General features: G+C 32.9%; 13 protein-coding genes. 10 read left to right on the top strand and 3 right to left on the bottom strand.

Annotated elements, in window-relative coordinates:
- Positions 1-29 precede the first annotated feature (29 nt).
- Positions 30-3,365, top strand: coding sequence for a preprotein translocase subunit SecA (secA, locus tag AC1EUY_RS01080; protein ID WP_480193645.1), 3,336 nt, complete (start codon positions 30-32; stop codon positions 3,363-3,365).
- A gap of 231 nt (positions 3,366-3,596) precedes the next feature.
- Here secA and AC1EUY_RS01075 read toward each other — a convergent pair whose 3' ends face one another.
- Together AC1EUY_RS01075 and gldJ are read right to left on the bottom strand one after the other, a co-directional pair.
- The gene (locus AC1EUY_RS01075; protein WP_480193644.1) at positions 3,597-4,871 is read right to left on the bottom strand and encodes a UDP-N-acetylmuramoyl-tripeptide--D-alanyl-D-alanine ligase; all 1,275 of its coding nucleotides are present in this window, start codon (positions 4,869-4,871) and stop codon (positions 3,597-3,599) included.
- Positions 4,872-4,934: 63 nt separating this feature from the next.
- Positions 4,935-6,638: a gliding motility lipoprotein GldJ gene (gene gldJ, locus AC1EUY_RS01070; protein ID WP_480193643.1), complete on the bottom strand. Its 1,704-nt coding sequence runs from the start codon at positions 6,636-6,638 to the stop codon at positions 4,935-4,937.
- Between the two features lie 256 nt (positions 6,639-6,894).
- Between gldJ and porU the strand changes: the two genes are divergently transcribed.
- The 7 genes from porU to AC1EUY_RS01035 all read left to right on the top strand — a co-directional run bounded on the left by porU (position 6,895) and on the right by AC1EUY_RS01035 (position 14,507).
- Positions 6,895-10,239, top strand: a complete 3,345-nt coding sequence (porU, locus tag AC1EUY_RS01065) for a type IX secretion system sortase PorU (RefSeq protein WP_480193642.1) — start codon at positions 6,895-6,897, stop codon at positions 10,237-10,239.
- Positions 10,240-10,269: 30 nt separating this feature from the next.
- Positions 10,270-11,409: a type IX secretion system outer membrane channel protein PorV gene (gene porV / locus AC1EUY_RS01060; protein ID WP_480193641.1), complete on the top strand. Its 1,140-nt coding sequence runs from the start codon at positions 10,270-10,272 to the stop codon at positions 11,407-11,409.
- Positions 11,410-11,504: 95 nt separating this feature from the next.
- Entirely contained in the window at positions 11,505-11,987 is a 483-nt protein-coding gene (gene cdd / locus AC1EUY_RS01055) for a cytidine deaminase (protein WP_480193640.1), read from the top strand.
- A gap of 3 nt (positions 11,988-11,990) precedes the next feature.
- Entirely contained in the window at positions 11,991-12,365 is a 375-nt protein-coding gene (locus AC1EUY_RS01050) for a group III truncated hemoglobin (RefSeq protein ID WP_480193639.1), read from the top strand.
- Between the two features lie 127 nt (positions 12,366-12,492).
- On the top strand, positions 12,493-13,554 hold the full coding sequence (locus tag AC1EUY_RS01045) for a 3-oxoacyl-ACP synthase III family protein (RefSeq protein ID WP_480193638.1): 1,062 nt from the start codon (positions 12,493-12,495) through the stop codon (positions 13,552-13,554).
- Positions 13,555-13,617: 63 nt separating this feature from the next.
- Positions 13,618-13,830: a hypothetical protein gene (locus AC1EUY_RS01040; RefSeq protein ID WP_480193637.1), complete on the top strand. Its 213-nt coding sequence runs from the start codon at positions 13,618-13,620 to the stop codon at positions 13,828-13,830.
- A 5-nt stretch (positions 13,831-13,835) separates the two neighbouring features.
- On the top strand, positions 13,836-14,507 hold the full coding sequence (locus tag AC1EUY_RS01035) for a hypothetical protein (RefSeq protein WP_480193636.1): 672 nt from the start codon (positions 13,836-13,838) through the stop codon (positions 14,505-14,507).
- Between the two features lie 209 nt (positions 14,508-14,716).
- Here AC1EUY_RS01035 and pafA read toward each other — a convergent pair whose 3' ends face one another.
- Positions 14,717-16,354: an alkaline phosphatase PafA gene (gene pafA, locus AC1EUY_RS01030; protein ID WP_480193635.1), complete on the bottom strand. Its 1,638-nt coding sequence runs from the start codon at positions 16,352-16,354 to the stop codon at positions 14,717-14,719.
- A gap of 116 nt (positions 16,355-16,470) precedes the next feature.
- Here pafA and AC1EUY_RS01025 point away from each other — a divergent pair, with 116 nt between their 5' ends.
- Both AC1EUY_RS01025 and AC1EUY_RS01020 read left to right on the top strand, forming a co-directional pair.
- Positions 16,471-17,214, top strand: coding sequence for an MlaE family ABC transporter permease (locus AC1EUY_RS01025; protein WP_480193634.1), 744 nt, complete (start codon positions 16,471-16,473; stop codon positions 17,212-17,214).
- Positions 17,211-17,978: an ABC transporter ATP-binding protein gene (locus AC1EUY_RS01020; RefSeq protein ID WP_480193633.1), complete on the top strand. Its 768-nt coding sequence runs from the start codon at positions 17,211-17,213 to the stop codon at positions 17,976-17,978. The genes AC1EUY_RS01025 and AC1EUY_RS01020 overlap by 4 nt, the downstream gene beginning before the upstream one ends.
- Positions 17,979-18,073 lie beyond the last annotated feature (95 nt).

The following is an 18,073-nucleotide window of genomic DNA, read 5'->3' as shown; positions in this document are numbered from 1 at the left end:
GTATAACTATCAAAAACACATAAAAAATTATGAGTCTTTTAAATTCTGTATTAAAGGTTTTTGTGGGTGATAAAAGCAAAAAAGACTTAAAATCATTACAGCCAATTATAGATAATGTGAGAGCATTCGATGATGAAATGAGTACATTATCTATTGATGAATTACGAAATAAAACTGTCGTTTTTAAACAAAAGATCAAAGAAGCTACGAAAGAAGCTGAAGACAAAATTGTTGATCTTAGAAATGAATTAGAAGATGCTAATATCGATCGTAAAGAAGAAATCTATAAAGAAATAGATGCACTTAATGATGAAATTTATACTTCTTCAGAAAATGTTTTAAATACTATATTACCCGAAGCATTTGCTGTTATTAAAGAAACCGCAAAACGCTTTGCTAATAATGAAACTCTTACTGTTACTGCCACTCCATTTGATAGAGAATTAGCTACAAAAGACCATGTAAATCTTGAGGGAGACAAAGCCGTATGGAATAATTCTTGGGATGCCGCTGGTAAGCCTATCACTTGGGATATGATTCATTATGATGTGCAACTTATCGGTGGCTCAGTACTCCACCAAGGTAAAATCGCTGAGATGATGACTGGTGAAGGAAAAACTTTGGTAGCCACTTTACCTATTTACTTAAATGCTTTAACAGGAAAAGGAGTTCATGTAGTAACGGTAAATGACTACCTAGCAAAACGAGACTCTGCTTGGATGGGACCAATTTTTGAATTTCATGGGTTGAGTATTGATTGTATCGACTACCACCAACCAAATTCTGATGCAAGAAGAAAAGCATATAATGCCGATATCACGTACGGCACCAACAATGAGTTCGGTTTTGATTACTTGCGTGATAACATGGCACATTCGCCAACAGATTTGGTACAACGCCCTCATAATTATGCAATTATTGATGAGGTTGATTCGGTTTTAATAGATGATGCGAGAACTCCACTCATAATTTCTGGAGCTACGCCTCAGGGCGACCGACATGAATTTAATGAATTGAAGCCTAAAGTAGATGATATCGTTAAAAAACAACGTACCTATTTAGTAGGAGTTTTAGCCGAAGCTAAAAAACTAATTGCTGCTGGCGACACCAAAGAAGGCGGATTTCAACTATTAAGAGTATTTAGAGGTTTACCCAAAAACAAAGCATTAATTAAATTTCTAAGTCAAGAAGGAGTTCGACAGTTATTGCAAAAGACAGAGAACTTCTATATGCAAGATAACAATCGTGAAATGCCCAAAATAGATGAGGCATTATATTTTGTGATTGATGAAAAAAACAATTCTATCGAACTCACTGATAAAGGAATAGAGTATTTAAGCGGAAATGACACTAAAGAAGACAATTTCTTCGTATTACCCGATATAGGTATTGAAATTGCTAAGATTGAAAACGAAAATGAAGATGCCGATGAAAAAGCAAAAGCAAAAGAAGAATTATATCGTGATTTTAGTATAAAGAGCGAACGTATTCATACGATGAATCAACTATTAAAAGCATACACGCTTTTTGAAAAAGATGTAGAGTATGTATTGATGGATGGAAAAATTAAAATCGTCGATGAGCAAACAGGTCGTATTATGGATGGCCGTCGTTATTCAGATGGATTACACCAAGCTATTGAAGCTAAAGAAAATGTAAAAATTGAAGCAGCTACACAGACCTTTGCTACCGTTACTTTACAAAACTATTTTAGAATGTATCGTAAGCTTTCGGGTATGACAGGTACTGCTGTAACTGAAGCTGGAGAGTTCTGGGAAATCTATAAATTAGATGTAATTGAGATTCCAACAAACAAACCATTAGCTAGAGATGATCGTCAAGATAAAATCTATAAAACCACTCGAGAAAAGTACAATGCTGTTATAGAAGAAATCGTTGATTTAGTCGATGCAGGTCGCCCTGTATTAGTAGGTACCACTTCGGTTGAAATATCAGAATTGTTATCTCGTATGCTAACAATTAGAAAAATTAAACATAATGTATTAAACGCGAAGCTTCATAAAAGAGAAGCTGATATTGTAGCTGAAGCAGGACAACCTGGTGTAGTAACTATCGCTACAAACATGGCAGGTCGTGGTACAGATATTAAGTTAAAAGAAGATGTTTTAAATGCTGGCGGACTTGCAATTATAGGTACCGAACGTCACGATTCTCGTCGCGTTGACCGTCAGTTACGTGGTCGTGCGGGTCGTCAAGGTGATGTAGGATCTTCTCAATTCTATGTTTCTCTTGAAGATAACTTGATGCGCTTATTCGGTTCTGAGCGAGTTGCCAAAATGATGGATAGAATGGGTCTTAAAGAAGGTGAAGTAATTCAACATTCTATGATCTCTAAGTCAATAGAGCGCGCACAGAAAAAAGTAGAAGAAAATAACTTTGGTATTCGTAAGCGTTTGTTAGAGTATGATGACATTATGAATGCGCAACGTGAAGTGATCTATAAACGTCGTCGCCATGCGTTGTATGGTGAACGTTTACAAGTTGATATTGTAAATATGGTGTATGATACTTGCGAGAGTATTGTCTTAGAGAATAAAGCTAATAATGATTATTCAAATTTTGAATTTGAATTAATCCGTTTTTCTTCTACTTCATCGCCATTCTCAAAAGAAGAATTTGAAAGTAAACCTGAACAAGAACTTATTGATGAATTATTTGATGTTGTTTATAAACATTATCAAAATAAGATTTCCCGAAATGCAGAAGCAGTTTTTCCAGTAATTAAAGATGTATATGAAAAGCAAGGTAACCAATATGAACGTATTGCAGTTCCGTTTACGGATGGTGTGAAAACGTTAAATGTTGTTACAAACCTTAAAGATGCCTATGAATCAAAAGGAAAACAGTTGGTAACCGATTTTGAGAAGAATATCTCATTAGCCATCATTGATGAAACTTGGAAAGATCATTTGCGTCAGATGGACGAATTAAAACAATCGGTTCAAAATGCTTCGTATGAGCAAAAAGATCCATTATTAATCTATAAATTTGAAGCTTTTGAATTGTTTAAAAAAATGATTGATAAGGTAAATAAAGAAGTATTATCATTTTTGTTTAAAGGAGAATTACCAAATCAAAATGCAAATCAAGTGTCTCAAGCTCGTGAACAGCAACGTGAAAAAGTACAGGTGAGCAAAGCCGATTTTAGAAGTCCTACTGAAGGCACTTCTGCCAACCGTACACAAGAACAACAGGTTACCGAGACTATTGTACGTACAGAACGTAAAATAGGTAGAAATGAACGCGTGACTATAAAAAATGTTTTAAGTGGTGAAAGCAAAGATGTAAAGTATAAACAAGCAATTTCATTAATTGAACGTGGTGAATGGGTACTGGTAGAATAAAAACGTTTGCAAAATAAATTTCAATTTATCAAGAGGGTTTTCCTGAAAAACAGGAAAACCCCTTTTTTTATACTCTGTTTTTTTTAGCTTTAGAATTATTAATTTATTGTTAACTAAAATATTGAACTATAAAAAGGTATCCATGGCTCAAGAGCCATCTGGGAAACCACAGACGATTATCAAGGATATTGGGCAGCTTTTAAGAACTTTCTTTTAGAAGTAAAGTAGGCTTTATAAATCTAAAATTCTCTCCAAAGCCATTCCTCTTGATGCCTTTATTAAAATACTTGCATCCTTAATTTTTTGTTGTTGAAAAAAAGTTTTAAAATCATCAAACGTTTTATACAGATAGACTTTTGAATTCTTGGGTTGAATTTTATAAAAATTTTCTCCTAGTAAATAAATAGCGTCAATTGTAGTATCAGCGGCGAAATCAGCTATAAATTGATGTTCATCTTTTGCTACATCTCCAAGCTCAAACATATCACCTAGAATAGCAATCTTATATCTATTAGATAAACCAGAAAAATTTTCGATTGCAACTTGCATGCTACTCGGGTTTGCATTATAAGCATCTAAGATGATCTTATTGTTTCCTTTAGTAATAACTTGAGAACGGTTATTAGATGGTATATAATTCTCAATAGCTTCTTGCATCAAACGATCGTCAACTTTAAAATAATTTCCTATAGCTATTGCAGCTGCAATATTATAAAAATTATAACGTCCTATCAATTGGCTAGAAATTATCAAATTCTTGTATTGCATCGTAAGAAAAGGATTTGCAGTAATTAATTTTACAACAGTATCTGCAATGACTTCACCAAATGATACTCTTTTTATACCGCTACTTTTCTCTAACTGAATGCTATCATCGGCATTTACAAAAGCAGTTTTATTATGTATTCTCAAATAATCATATAATTCTGATTTACCTTTAATAACCCCTTCTATGCCACCAAAACCTTCAAGATGCGCTTTGCCAAAGTTTGTAATGTACCCATAATCAGGTTCTACTATAGTACATAAAAATTCAATTTCTTTCAGATGATTAGCACCCATTTCAACGATACCTAGCTCCGTATCATTTGTCATTGATAGAAGTGTTAAAGGAACCCCTATATGATTGTTTAAATTTCCTACAGTAGCGGTAGTTCGGTATTTTTTTGACAATACGGCACTAATTAATTCTTTTGTTGTGGTTTTACCATTACTACCAGTCAATGATACAATGGGTATTGCCAATTGTTTTCTATGATAGTTTGCTAACTGTTGCAGTGTGGTAAGTACATCTTTCACTACTATGCATCGATCATCATTTTTAAATTCGTGCTCATCAATGATCGCATACGATGCTCCTTTTTTCAGAGCTTCTTCCGCGAAAGCATTACCATTAAAATTATCACCTTTTAATGCAAAAAATAGACAGCCCTTTGTAATCTTTCTAGTATCCGTTGAAACTAAATGTGACTGTTTATATAATAAATATAGATCTTCGATATTCATTTGATAAAAATAAAAAACTCAATACAAAAAGTATTGAGTTTTCTATTAAATATAATTGGTATTCTATTTTCTAATGATTGGAGACTTACGTCTTCTCTTTTGTGTCATCGCACCTAACTTGTCTGTAGCACAGCGGAAACCTATAAAGTTTGTCGCCATATACTCAGGTAAATATCTACGCTGCGATGGGTCTAACCAATATTCTCTATCTCTCCAAGAACCTCCTTTGAATACTCTTGACTGATCACTAATTAACGTTGTACGTTTTTGCTTATCGTACTGTTGAATAATCAACCCACTTTCACCAATCTGGCGAGGATTTTTAGGTGAATTATACATTCTTGGTTTCGTTTCTAATTCATCTTCATCTCTATAATAATCTCTAGTAGAACCTAAGTCACCGTCACCAATTGCTACATTATCAGCTTTCTCATAGTTTGGTCTCATAAAGGCATCACGCTTCGTAATAGGCACATATTTCACACTACCAGGTAAATCTTTAGGAACAATTTTACCATTATCTAAAGTATCAAATTCAATACTATTATAATCTACCACTACAACTTTACCTTCTTCATCAATTAAAGGCTTTTTAAATACATTACCTCTAAAATAGTTAAAATCATTCGCGTCATTATCTACTATGGGTCTATATACATCTTGTACCCATTCTGCAACATTACCAGACATATCGTATAAACCAAATGCATTAGGATCATAAGCTTTTACTTTAATTGTAATGTCAGCACCATCATTACTCCATCCTGCAAGACCACTATAATCTCCTTTACCTTGCTTAAAGTTTGCTAATTGGTCACCAGCTCTTCTCTTAGATTGATCTCTAGTATAACGACCATTCCAAGAATATTTTTTACGACCTCTAATTGTGTTATATTCTCTATTCTCTATTAACGCTTTTGCTGCATATTCCCACTCTACTTCAGTTGGCAATCTAAAGCGTGGTGTTAAAATACCATCAGAAGTTTTTACATGACGTCCAGTAAATTGACCTTTCGTTTTCTTTTTTGCTTTCTTACCTTTCTTCTTTCTACTTTGAGAATAATCAGGTAATCCTCTATTATATACTGCTGAATCACCATCAAATAATAAGCCTGGATTCGCTAAGTACGTACTCGTATCAAAACGATTTTTACCTTCTACTGTAATAGAATCCATATCGAAAGTAGGATTTAAAACTCCTTTATCAATAAGAATCTTCTCATTTACACGGTCAGTTCTCCACTTACAATACTCATTAGCTTGCAACCAAGAAACTCCTACTACAGGATAATCTGCATATGATGGGTGACGTAAATACGTTTCGGTTAATAACTCATTAAAACCTAATGCATCTCTCCATACCAAAGTATCTGGTAAAGCTGCTTGATAAATTTTTCTATAATTATCATCTTGTGGAGGGAATACACGCTCTAAATATTGCAAATAGAATAAATATTCAAGGTTCGTTACCTCAGCTTGATCCATATAAAACGATCGTACCTGTTGTTTTGTTGGTGTTGTATTCCAATCAAACATCACATCATCTTGTACTCTACCCATGGTAAAAGTACCTCCTTCAATTAATACCATACCTGGTGGTGTTTTCTGACCTTCATAATTAGTATTAGCAGTAAAACCACCATACGTCGGGTCATTAAAATTCCAACCTGTTAATTCAGAAGATGTTCTGCCTTTTTTACCACAACTTATCAAAGTTCCAGCAACTAGAACAGCTAATAAAACTTGTTTTCCTATAAACCTTCTCATATTTACTCTCTTATTTAATTTAGGGGTTCTGTCGTCCTATTTTAATTGGTTAACTCCGAAACATAAACAGCCTCGGTTGCATGTATAACGATTGTTTTATTTCTTTATTATATGTAACCTTGTAAAAATTAAAATTACTCGTCGTAAATTTGCCTTTTAAATTGATATGCATAGATATAAAACATTTCTCATTGTTTTTTTCCTACTGTTTCATGTAGCTCTTTTTTCGCAAAAAAGTTTTAGTGTAAAAAATTCTGTGCTCGCTACAGGAACTTGGTATAAATTCGCTGTTGACACCACAGGAATTTACCGAATAGATAGAGCTTTTCTACAAAATTTGGGTATTAATGTTAATGATGTAAACCCAAATACTATTCGAATTTTTGGCAATGGTGGCTCATTACTACCCATGCTGAATAGTGAGTTTCGTTATGATGGGTTGCAAGAAAACGCCATATTCATAGAAGGTGCTGAAGATAATAGTTTTGATACTAGTGACTATATTCTTTTTTATGCGAAAGGACCGCATGATTGGATTGTAGATAGAAATATACCTAGTAATTCTAGACATCGAAATAATATTTATGAAGACAAGGCTTATTATTTTATAACAACCGATAATGGTATAGGAAAGAGAATTCAAAATGCCCCAACTGTTAATACAACTGCCGACTTAATTGTTACCACTTTTGACGATTATGAAGTTTTTGAAGAAGATGAAGTGAATCTATTTTCGAACGGACAACAATGGTTTGGTCAAAATTTAAGTTTTGAAAATTCAACAACGGTAAATTTCAATTTTGAAAATTTAGATCCAGCTGAAGATATTTATGTTAGAGTTCGTGGTATCATTGAATCCTTTACGCCTTCTTCTATGGATATACGTGTAAATGGTCAATCGTTAGCAACAATAAACTTCCCAGGCATTCCTAGCTCTTCTAATAACCTAACGCTTGCTATTCCTAGAGAGATCATTGATAATATCAATATAACTTCAGATCAGATAAGTGTTGAGATCACGTATAATAATAATGGTAACCCATCAGCAAAAGCATATTTAGATTATGTAGAAATTATTGGAAAGAAACAACTCATTGCAGCAGATAAACAATTTTCATTTAGAAGTTTTGAAACTGCCTCCCTACCTTTTTCATCAACTATAGAATATCAAATTAGCAATACAAATGCAACTACCAAAGTTTGGGAGGTTACCGATCCTATAAATCCTCAAAGGATTACACATCAAAATTCAGGTGTTTCATTTACCTTTAAATCAAGTGCTGGTCAACTAAAAGAGTTCATCGTTTTTGATGCTACTAATTTTTTAATACCTGAGATAATTTCGTCATCACCCATTACAAACCAGAACCTACATAGTTTACAAGACATCGATTATGTGATTATTACGCAGCCATATTTATTTTCGCAAGCTGAAAGATTGGCAAATTATCACAGACAAAATTCTAATCTTAACGTCCGCATTATAGATCTAAATGAAATTTATAATGAATTTGCTTCTGGATCCTCAGACATAACAGCAATACGGGACTTTGTACGGCACTTATACACTAATGCGTCTTCAGATGATAAACGAGTTAAATTCGTTTGCCTTTTCGGAGATGCTTCTTATGATTTTAAAGATAGAATTAATAGCAATAATAATATTGTTCCTGCCTTTCAATCTTTTGAAAGTTTTGATCTAGCGCGTTCATATGTAACCGATGATTATTATGGAATGATGGACGATGATGAAGGTACACTAACAACAAATGACAAGCAAGATGTTGCTACTGGCAGATTTCCAATTACTACTGTTATTGAGGCACAACAGACAGTTGATAAAATATTATCTTATTATGAGACAGCATCATTTGGTGATTGGCGAAATAACATCACGGTGGTAGCAGATGACCCTGATACGCCTGGGGAATTTGTCTTGCAAGAAACGGTTGAAAGAATTGCTGACGATATAGCTGTAAATAAACCTGAGTTTAATATTACAAAAATATATGCCGATGCATTTGTTCAACAGACTTCTTCTGGAGGCGAACGTTATCCAGATGTCGAAGATGCAATCGATAATGCTATTGAAACAGGTTCGTTAGTCATGAACTACTTCGGTCATGGCGGTGAAGATGGCTGGGCAGGCGAGCGCATTTTAGAAGTAGATCAGATTCGTAATTGGCGAAATCCAAATACATTACCGCTTCTTATTACTGTTACCTGTGAATTTTCACGTTTTGATAATCCATTAAGAGAAACAGCAGGTGAGTTTGTTTTTTTAAATTCTACAGGAGGGGCAGCGAGCATGATTACCACCACCCGTGAAATTTTTATTTCTGTGGGTCAACGTTATAATGAAGTACTAGTAAAAAAACTTTTTGGGTTTAACGGTGAAGATTATACTATTGCCCAAGCGTTAATGGAAATGAAAAACGATCCTACATCTCCTAGAACCAGTCAGCGTTTATTTGTCTATTTTTTGGGAGATCCTGCCATGAAATTAGCACAACCCAAGCCCAGTATTCAACTTACAAAAATGAATGGTGTTGCTATTTCACAATCTCTAGATACTATAAAAGCCCTATCAAAAATTACATTAGAAGGTATTATAACAGACACCAATAATAATTTACTTTCAAATTTTAATGGCTCTCTGTCTGCTACCGTTTTTGACAAATCTGTTGATAGAACTACTTTAGATAATAATAATTTTGGGAGAAAACTTACTTTTGATGCTATAGAAAGCAAAGTGTTTAGAGGACAAGCTTCTGTAACCAATGGCACCTTTAAATTTGATTTTATAGCCCCTAAAGATTTACGAATCGCTTTCGGAAAAGCAAAAATAAGTTTATATGCTGATAACAAACAGATCGACAAGTCGGGTTTCACAAGAGATATAGTTATTGGTGGTATTAACGAAAACGCTCCTGAGGATACTACAGGGCCAACCATACAATTATTTATGAATGATGAGTCATTTACAGATGGTGGCAATACGAACGAATCTCCTTTTTTAGTGGCATCTTTAGCTGATGAATCTGGTATTAATACTTCAATTACAGCAGTTGATCATGATATTGTTGCCATTTTAGATGGTGATCAAGCCAATCCTTACATTTTAAACGACTTCTATCAGACTGAATTAGATGACTTTACAAAAGGAAAAGTAAAGTTTCCGTTTCGCGATTTAGAAGTGGGTTCGCATACATTAACATTTAAATGTTGGGATACATACAATAATCCTTCAGAAGCTACGTTAAATTTTGTTGTAGTCGATGATAGCGATTTGGTATTAGAAAATGTATTGAATTATCCAAATCCTATGATTAATTACACACAATTTTGGTTCAGTCATAATAAACCGAATGAACCATTAGATGTACAAGTTCAAATTTTCACAGTTTCTGGTAAATTGATAAAAACAATACATCAAACCATACAAACCGAAGGAAATTTAGCCAGAGACATCTCTTGGAACGGTTTAGATGATTTTGGTAATAAAATAGGAAAGGGTGTATATATTTATAAGTTAAATGTTACTTCTACACTATCAAATGCTAAAGCCAAAAAATTTGAAAAACTAGTAATATTACAGTAAGAACCCCTTTAAACTTTTGACTTTTATTTCATGAAAAAAACAATTTTACTCTCATTAGCATTTCTTTTTATACTACATAAAGGATTTGCTCAAGACGAACCAAACCCAATAACTACTGCCGCGCCGTTTTTATTAATTGCGCCTGATGCACGTGCTGGTGGTATGGGTGATATTGGTATCGCAACCAAAGCTGATGCTAATTCTTTACATCACAACCCTGCAAAACTTGCATTTTTAGAATCTCAATATGCTGTTGGTGTTAATTATACACCTTGGCTTAGAAATTTAACGAACGATGTATTTGTAAGTAGTTTAACTTTCTCAAATAGAATTGATGAAGGCAGTGCTTGGGGTGCAAGCTTTAAATACTTTTCATTAGGTACTATTGATCTAACGAGTTTTGACGGACAAGGTATTGGATCTGAAAATCCTAATGAACTTTCATTTGATGTCACGTACGGATTAAAACTAAGTGACTATTTCTCAATGGGTGTCGCGGTTCGTTATTTACGCTCAGACTATGCACTAAATGTCGATAATTCCAATATAAACACCGTAAATACTTATGCCGTTGATGTTGCGGGTTATTTTGAATCTAATGAAGTGAATTATGGCAATTTTAATGGTAAGTGGCGTGGTGGATTTAATCTTTCTAACATTGGACCTAAAGTTACCTTAACGGATGGTGGCCAAGAAAACTTCATTCCAACAAACTTAAAAATAGGAGGAGGATTCGATTTTATATTAGATGATTTTAATACGATTACAGCCAATCTAGAATTTAACAAATTATTGGTGCCAACCCCTAGTGTACCACAAGGAACAAATCCCGAAACTTATAGGCAAGAAGACGTTGGTTTTATAGGTGGTATTTTTCAATCTTTTGGTGATGCACCAGGAGGGTTTAGTGAAGAACTCAAAGAATTTAAATGGGCTTTAGGTGCCGAATATATGTACGATCAAACGTTTGCATTTAGAGCGGGATATTTTAATGAAAGTGAATTTAAAGGTGATAGAAAATACTTCACCTTAGGTGCTGGATTTAAATTTAATGCCATTAATTTAGATTTATCGTATTTACTGAATTCATCTGATGTTAACAATCCCTTAGAAAATACTTTACGTTTCTCATTATTATTTAATTTTGGAGATTCTTACGAAGGTTTCTAATAGTTAATCATAGAAAACATTATAAAATAATCATTTTGGCTTACACCCTTAATGATTATTTTTTTATCTATATTTAAAATCTTATACAAGCGTTAATGAAAAAAGTTGAGCTTACTTCTGAGTTTACTGTTTATGAAATGCTTCAGGAGCTACCGAAAGAAGATCAAGAGTTAATGGCGCAAGCTATTATCGCAAGAGAAAAAGCCTATGCTCCATATTCGAATTTTAAAGTGGGCACTGCCCTACTTCTTGATAATAATGAAATTATCTTAGGGAATAATCAAGAAAATGCAGCGTATCCATCTGGACTTTGTGCTGAACGTGTTGCAATTTATCATGCTGGTGCCAATTATCCTAAAGCTAAGATTCTGAAAATGGCTATAAACGCCAGTTCTTCAAATAAAAAAGTAGATCAACCGGTAGCACCATGTGGTGCCTGTAGGCAAGCTATTGCTGAATATGAAGTCAAACAAGAACATCCAATAATTATCTATTTTATGGGAGCATCTGGAAAAGTTATAAAAACGGATTCTCTTAAAAATTTGTTACCCCTTGGATTTGACAAATCTTTTCTTTAACTGATGAAAAAGGATATCGTAGATAGAGAAGATATAGAATATTTCATTTCTAAATTCTATACCGAGTTGTTAAACGATACGCAAATTAACCATTTCTTTGAGCATATTATTAAAGAAAATTCTCTTGACCATCATCTTATCGTTATTGTTAATTTTTGGGAAGACATTCTTTTTGGCACTATAAAATATGGTAAAAACGCCATGAAACCTCACCTTGAATTACATCAACGATTACCTTTTAGTAAAAATCATTTTAAAATTTGGTTAAATCATTTTAACACAACTATAGATGCACTTTTCGAGGGAGAAAAAGTGAATATTGCAAAAAATAGAGCCCTTTCTATTGCGACTATCATGCAAATCAAATTAACAAAATGATAATTTTTGTGCATTGATATTTTTATATTCGTAAAAATACACGCTAAACTTATAACTTAATTTTATGTAATTATTCACTTTACCGAAAATGACTTAGTTTTACTATACCAAACCAAAACCCATACTTATGAATTCTGTAATCACTGGCACAGGAAGTTATATACCCTCCATTACAAAAACGAATGCTGATTTTAATGAAGAACGTTTTTATAATGATAAAAATGAGCCTTTCGAAGTTACAAATGAAGTCATTATAGAAAAGTTTAAATCGATTACAGGAATTGAGGAAAGACGTTATGTTACTGAAGAAAAACAAGCCAGTGATATTGCAGCTATCGCAGCACAAAAAGCTATTGAGGATGCTGGCATTGATCCAGAAGAACTAGATTATATTATTCTCGGGCAAAATTTTGGAGATATTAAAAAAGGAACAATACAGACAGATATTTTACCAAGTTTAGCAGCTCGTGTTAAGTATTTACTAAAGATTAAGAATCCTAACTGTGTTGCCTATGATGTAATTTTTGGTTGCCCTGGATGGATTGAAGGTTTAATACAAGCACATACCTATATACGAGGTGGATTAGCAAAAAAATGTCTGGTCATTGGTGCAGAAACGTTATCTAGAGTTTTAGACATGCACGATAGAGATTCTATGATTTATTCTGACGGTGCTGGGGCTTGTGTGGTAGAATTTAGTGAGAATGGTAAATCAGGTATCATGAGCCATACAACACAATCTCATACGTATGAACAAGCAAATTATCTATTTATGGGCAAATCTAACATACCAAACACTGACCCAAAAATTAGATATATAAAAATGCACGGGCGTAAAATCTATGAATATGCTTTAAATAATGTTCCTAATGCTATGAAAACAGCGCTAGATAAAAGTGGTGTTTCCATTCATGATGTAAAAAAGGTTTTTATCCATCAAGCAAACGAAAAAATGGATGAAGCCATTATAAAACGCTTTTTTAGGCTACATAAAACACCTGAACCACCTCATATTATGCCTATGAGCATACACAAACTAGGCAATAGCTCAGTTGCTACCGTGCCTACGCTACTTGATCTAGTTTTAAAAGGAGAATTAGAAAATCACTCAGTAAATAAGGGTGATGTTATTATTTTAGCATCTGTTGGAGCAGGTATGAATATCAACGCAGTTGTTTATAAGTATTAATTAAAGTACATACTTAACTACAAATAAATACGTTACGTAAACAAAACCAATATCTATTAAAACATGAAAATTTTAAAAGTCTTAGTGCTTTTTGCGGCATTTGCGTTGTATAGCTGTGGCGAAAAGAAAGAAAAAATCGACCCTGAAGTTGAACAAGCCTATCAAGAGGTAGAACAACTTAACGAAGAAATTAATAGTACTTCAGAAGAAATTACAGAAGATATTAAATCTGTAGAAGAAGATTTACAAGAATTAGATAGTATCATTAAAGAATAAAAATCATGAAAAGAAATAAGTTATTTTTAGTAGTTATACTAGTTGTACTTTTTAGTTTCAATACTGCGGTTGCCCAAGGAAAAGGTAAGGGTAAAGAAAAACAAAAAGAAGCTAAGGAAAAAGTTGAACAAATTAAAAAAGAGAAAGAAAAGAAAATAAAAGAAGATGCAGAAGAGCACCTTGAGGAAGTAGAACGTGAAGCTAATGAGAATGTTCAGAAAGGAAAAGATAAGATAAAAGAGAATAAAGGGAAAGGAAAGGATAAAGAAAAAGGTAAAGATGATAACCCTTCTGAAGACCTTGATGCACAGGTGAAAGACAAAGATAACAAGGGAAATGCCTACGGAAAAAATAAAGGTGATCTTAAAGGCAAAGAATTTGGACAGGCAAGAGCAACAGCAGCAAAAAATAAAGTAGAAGATAATGAGCGTAGCTTAGGCCAAAATGAAGAACGTATTAATAAAGGTAGAAATCGAATTAAAGAGGCACGCGAAAAGATAAAAAAAGCGAGAGAAAATAATAAGATTAGTGATGAAGAATACGCTGAGAAAGAAGCCCAAATCAACAAAGTTGAAGAGAAACTAAACAATGTAGATAAAAAGCTGAAAGAAAATAAAGAGAAAGTTAAAAAACAAAAGGAAAAACTAGAAAAAGTCTCTAAAGAAAAGAAAAGTTAACTAGAAAACTAAAAAGCCTCTGAAAATCAGAGGTTTTTTTTATATAATAAATTAAAATTAAGGTCGTTACTATATGTAAATACTCTTCAATATGACCAATAAAATAATATTATCGCTACTCCTCTTTGCACTTATACTTGTAGTAAGAATATTATATATAGAAAATAGAAAAAGAAGAATACATCTTTCTAGAAAAGCTCAAAAAGCCATTAATCAAGAACTTCATGAATAATAGTTCCAGTATTTCCGTTTGGGAAACTTATTTGTAACAACGAAGAAATAGTTGGCGCTATATCTTCTATTACCGTTTTTCTATAAAGGATACCTTTTTTTATTCCTTTTCCGTAAAAAAGTAACGGAACATGTGTATCATAATTATTACCCGAACCATGAGTTGACCCCTTAGTTTCATACGATATGATACCTGAAGCTTTCACGATTATAACGTCACCAGAGCGTTTTTGGTTACATCCATTTTGTATTAAAGCTTCAATTCCTTTGGTAAAATTTGTGGTATTTATTGTTGTCGCTGTGTACGCCTTTTCAATTAGAGGATACGTAATAACCTCGTTTACTATAGAATTTTGAACATCTTTTAAATTCAACTTAAGTTCATTTATCTTTTCTTTATTAAGAAAAATTTGATCATTACTCACATTTTCTAAAATATCGATAGTACCAAATGTTCTTACTAAAAACTCACTAAATCTCTTTTTGGTACCATCAGAATCAAAATATCCTGACGGTATTTTAAGAGTTTGTAAATAACTAGGCGCATTTATAGCTCCATGATCAGATGTTAGAAATACAACGTATTCATTGTTACCAATTTTAGTATCTAATGCCTTTAATAAATGCTCTATGTCTTTGTCTAACCTAATATAAGTATCCTCTATTTCTTTAGAATTTACGCCAAAATTGTGTCCTATATAATCTGTACTTGAATAACTAATCGTTAAAATATCTGTTTGGTCGTCTTCGCCGAGATTTTCACCATCGATAGCAGCTAAAGCAAAGTCTGTAGTTAATGTATTACCATAAGGAGAAGATTTAATAATACTATAGCCCCAGTTTTCATCTTTTAGTTTTTTTAAGTTATACGGAAAAGTAGCTGTTTTTTTGCCTACGAAGCCACGTTCAAATTCATTAAGATCCGTACCACTTTCTACATAATCATCAATATCATACAATGTTTTCCAAACCTTTAAATACTTATTTATATTTTTCTTTGAATTAAATTTAGTTACCCACTTCGGTAACTCTTTCATATAATACGAGCTTGTTACCCACTTACCTATATCACCTCCATGAAACCAATACGCGGCATTAGCGCTATGACCAGCTGGTAAAATGGCACCGCGATCTTTTATTGAAATACCAATGGATTTTCCTCTTTGTTGCGTAAATAATCTATTCTCATCGGCAAACGTTGTTCTTAGCAATCTTCTCGGTGACATTTTATCATCATCACTATCTGAACCTACTGGAAAAACGGTCGGATCTGAAGCACAATAGATCTCCTTCTTTTTCTCTTTATCATACCAATTATTAGCAATAATACCATGATACTTTGGTGTAGTTCCCGTAAAAATAGACGCATGACCAGGTCCCGTATAAGTAGGCACATAATTGTAGTGATTATTTTTACAATTAAAACCTTGATTCATTAGCCTTTTAAAACCTCCATTACCATATTTATTATAAAAACGAGTTAAATAATCATAACGCATTTGATCTACAACAATACCAACTACCAATTTTGGTCGTTCAATTTTATCTGTCATCGTTTTTTGACTAAACCCACAGATACTCAATATGCTTATAACAAGTGTAAAAAAAGACTTCATTAAAATTTAGTTTAATATTATTCAAATGTAGCTTAATTTATATTTAAAATCCTATTTTTGAAAAAGGGTTAATACAAAATTAACCTTAATTTAAAGCTAAAGATCAAGTATCGTTCATGAATTATATCGAACATATTGGTAAGTATTTTCAAATGCTCGGTGATGTTTTTAGAAAACCGCTAAAAACTTCTGTTTTTAAAGAGCAAATCTTTAAAGAAATAGAAGATCTTGGTATTAGTTCAATCGGTATTGTTGCCTTTATTTCTTTTTTTGTAGGTGGTGTTGTTGTGATACAAACAGCTTTAAACTTAGAAAGCCCTTTAACTCCAAAGTTCTTGATAGGTTTTGCTTCAAGAGAATCACTAATATTAGAATTTTCACCTACTTTAATTTCTATTATTCTAGCTGGTAAAGTTGGTTCTTATATCACTTCAAGTATTGGTACAATGCGTACCACAGAACAAATTGATGCTTTAGAGGTAATGGGCGTGAATTCTTTAAATCATCTTGTACTACCTAAAATAATAGCTACTGTTTTCTTTTATCCGTTCGTAATTGTTATCAGCATATTTTTAGGAATTTTTGGAGGATGGGTAGCTGGCATTCTTACCGGATTAGTGGCTTCAACAGATTATATTACAGGTATTAGAGCTGATTTTGAACCTTTTCATATTATCTATTCTTTAATAAAAACATGCGTTTTTGCCTTTGTGATTGCCACGATACCTGCTTATCATGGCTATTTTGTTAAAGGCGGAGCCATTGAAGTAGGTAGGGCTAGTACACGAGCAGTGGTATGGACTAGTATCGTAATTATTGTATTAAATTACTTTTTAACACAAATGATCTTAGGACAATGATCGAGGTTCAAAATATATATAAAGAATTTAGCGGAACTCCAGTACTAAAAGGTATTTCTGCGACTTTTAATAGAGGAGAAACAAGTCTAGTTATTGGTCAAAGTGGTTCTGGAAAAACTGTTTTTTTAAAATGTATGCTTGGTTTATTTTCTCCTGAAGAAGGAGATATTATTTATGATGGTGTTAGTTATAAAAAAATGACAGATGACGAAAAGAGAAACTTAAGAAAGGAAATAGGCATGGTCTTTCAAGGTAGTGCACTTTTTGATTCTTCTACGGTAGAAGAAAATGTAATGTTTCCGTTAAAGATGTTTACAAAACAAACTTTAGAAGAAAAGCGCGACCGTGTAAATTTTGTTTTACAGCGCGTAAATCTTGAAAATGCGAATGATAAATACCCTGCTGAAATATCAGGTGGAATGCAAAAGCGTGTGGCTATAGCACGTGCCATAGTGATGAATCCAAAATATTTATTTTGTGATGAACCTAACTCTGGCTTAGACCCCAAAACAGCTATTCTTATTGATAACTTAATTCAAGAAATTACAAAAGAGTATAATATCACAACCATTATTAATTCGCATGATATGAATTCAGTTATGGAAATCGGCGAAAAGATTATCTTCTTAAAAGACGGTATAAAAGAATGGGAAGGTCATAGCGGGTTAGTATTTAAAACCGATAACGAAGCAGTTACCAACTTCGTATATTCATCAAATTTATTCAAAAAAGTAAGAGAAGCACAGCTTAAAGAGAATATATAGAATATTTATTAAATAATTAAGTAACTAGGATAGGATATTTTCCTATTTAAAAAGAATATTTTTCCTGTTTTTAGTACACTTAAGATTCAATTAAA

The organism is Maritimimonas sp. 2210JD6-3, assembly GCF_056591795.1.
This window is presented reverse-complemented; position numbering and strand designations above follow the sequence as displayed.

Excerpts from the sequence above, each read along its gene's own strand:
- secA (WP_480193645.1), top strand. The coding sequence starts at position 30 with ATGAGTCTTTTAAATTCTGTATTAAAGGTTTTTGTGGGTGATAAAAGC.
- AC1EUY_RS01075 (WP_480193644.1), bottom strand. The coding sequence starts at position 4,871 with ATGAATATCGAAGATCTATATTTATTATATAAACAGTCACATTTAGTT.
- gldJ (WP_480193643.1), bottom strand. The coding sequence starts at position 6,638 with ATGAGAAGGTTTATAGGAAAACAAGTTTTATTAGCTGTTCTAGTTGCT.
- porV (WP_480193641.1), top strand. The coding sequence starts at position 10,270 with ATGAAAAAAACAATTTTACTCTCATTAGCATTTCTTTTTATACTACAT.
- cdd (WP_480193640.1), top strand. The coding sequence starts at position 11,505 with ATGAAAAAAGTTGAGCTTACTTCTGAGTTTACTGTTTATGAAATGCTT.
- AC1EUY_RS01050 (WP_480193639.1), top strand. The coding sequence starts at position 11,991 with ATGAAAAAGGATATCGTAGATAGAGAAGATATAGAATATTTCATTTCT.
- AC1EUY_RS01045 (WP_480193638.1), top strand. The coding sequence starts at position 12,493 with ATGAATTCTGTAATCACTGGCACAGGAAGTTATATACCCTCCATTACA.
- AC1EUY_RS01040 (WP_480193637.1), top strand. The coding sequence starts at position 13,618 with ATGAAAATTTTAAAAGTCTTAGTGCTTTTTGCGGCATTTGCGTTGTAT.
- AC1EUY_RS01035 (WP_480193636.1), top strand. The coding sequence starts at position 13,836 with ATGAAAAGAAATAAGTTATTTTTAGTAGTTATACTAGTTGTACTTTTT.
- pafA (WP_480193635.1), bottom strand. The coding sequence starts at position 16,354 with ATGAAGTCTTTTTTTACACTTGTTATAAGCATATTGAGTATCTGTGGG.
- AC1EUY_RS01025 (WP_480193634.1), top strand. The coding sequence starts at position 16,471 with ATGAATTATATCGAACATATTGGTAAGTATTTTCAAATGCTCGGTGAT.
- AC1EUY_RS01020 (WP_480193633.1), top strand. The coding sequence starts at position 17,211 with ATGATCGAGGTTCAAAATATATATAAAGAATTTAGCGGAACTCCAGTA.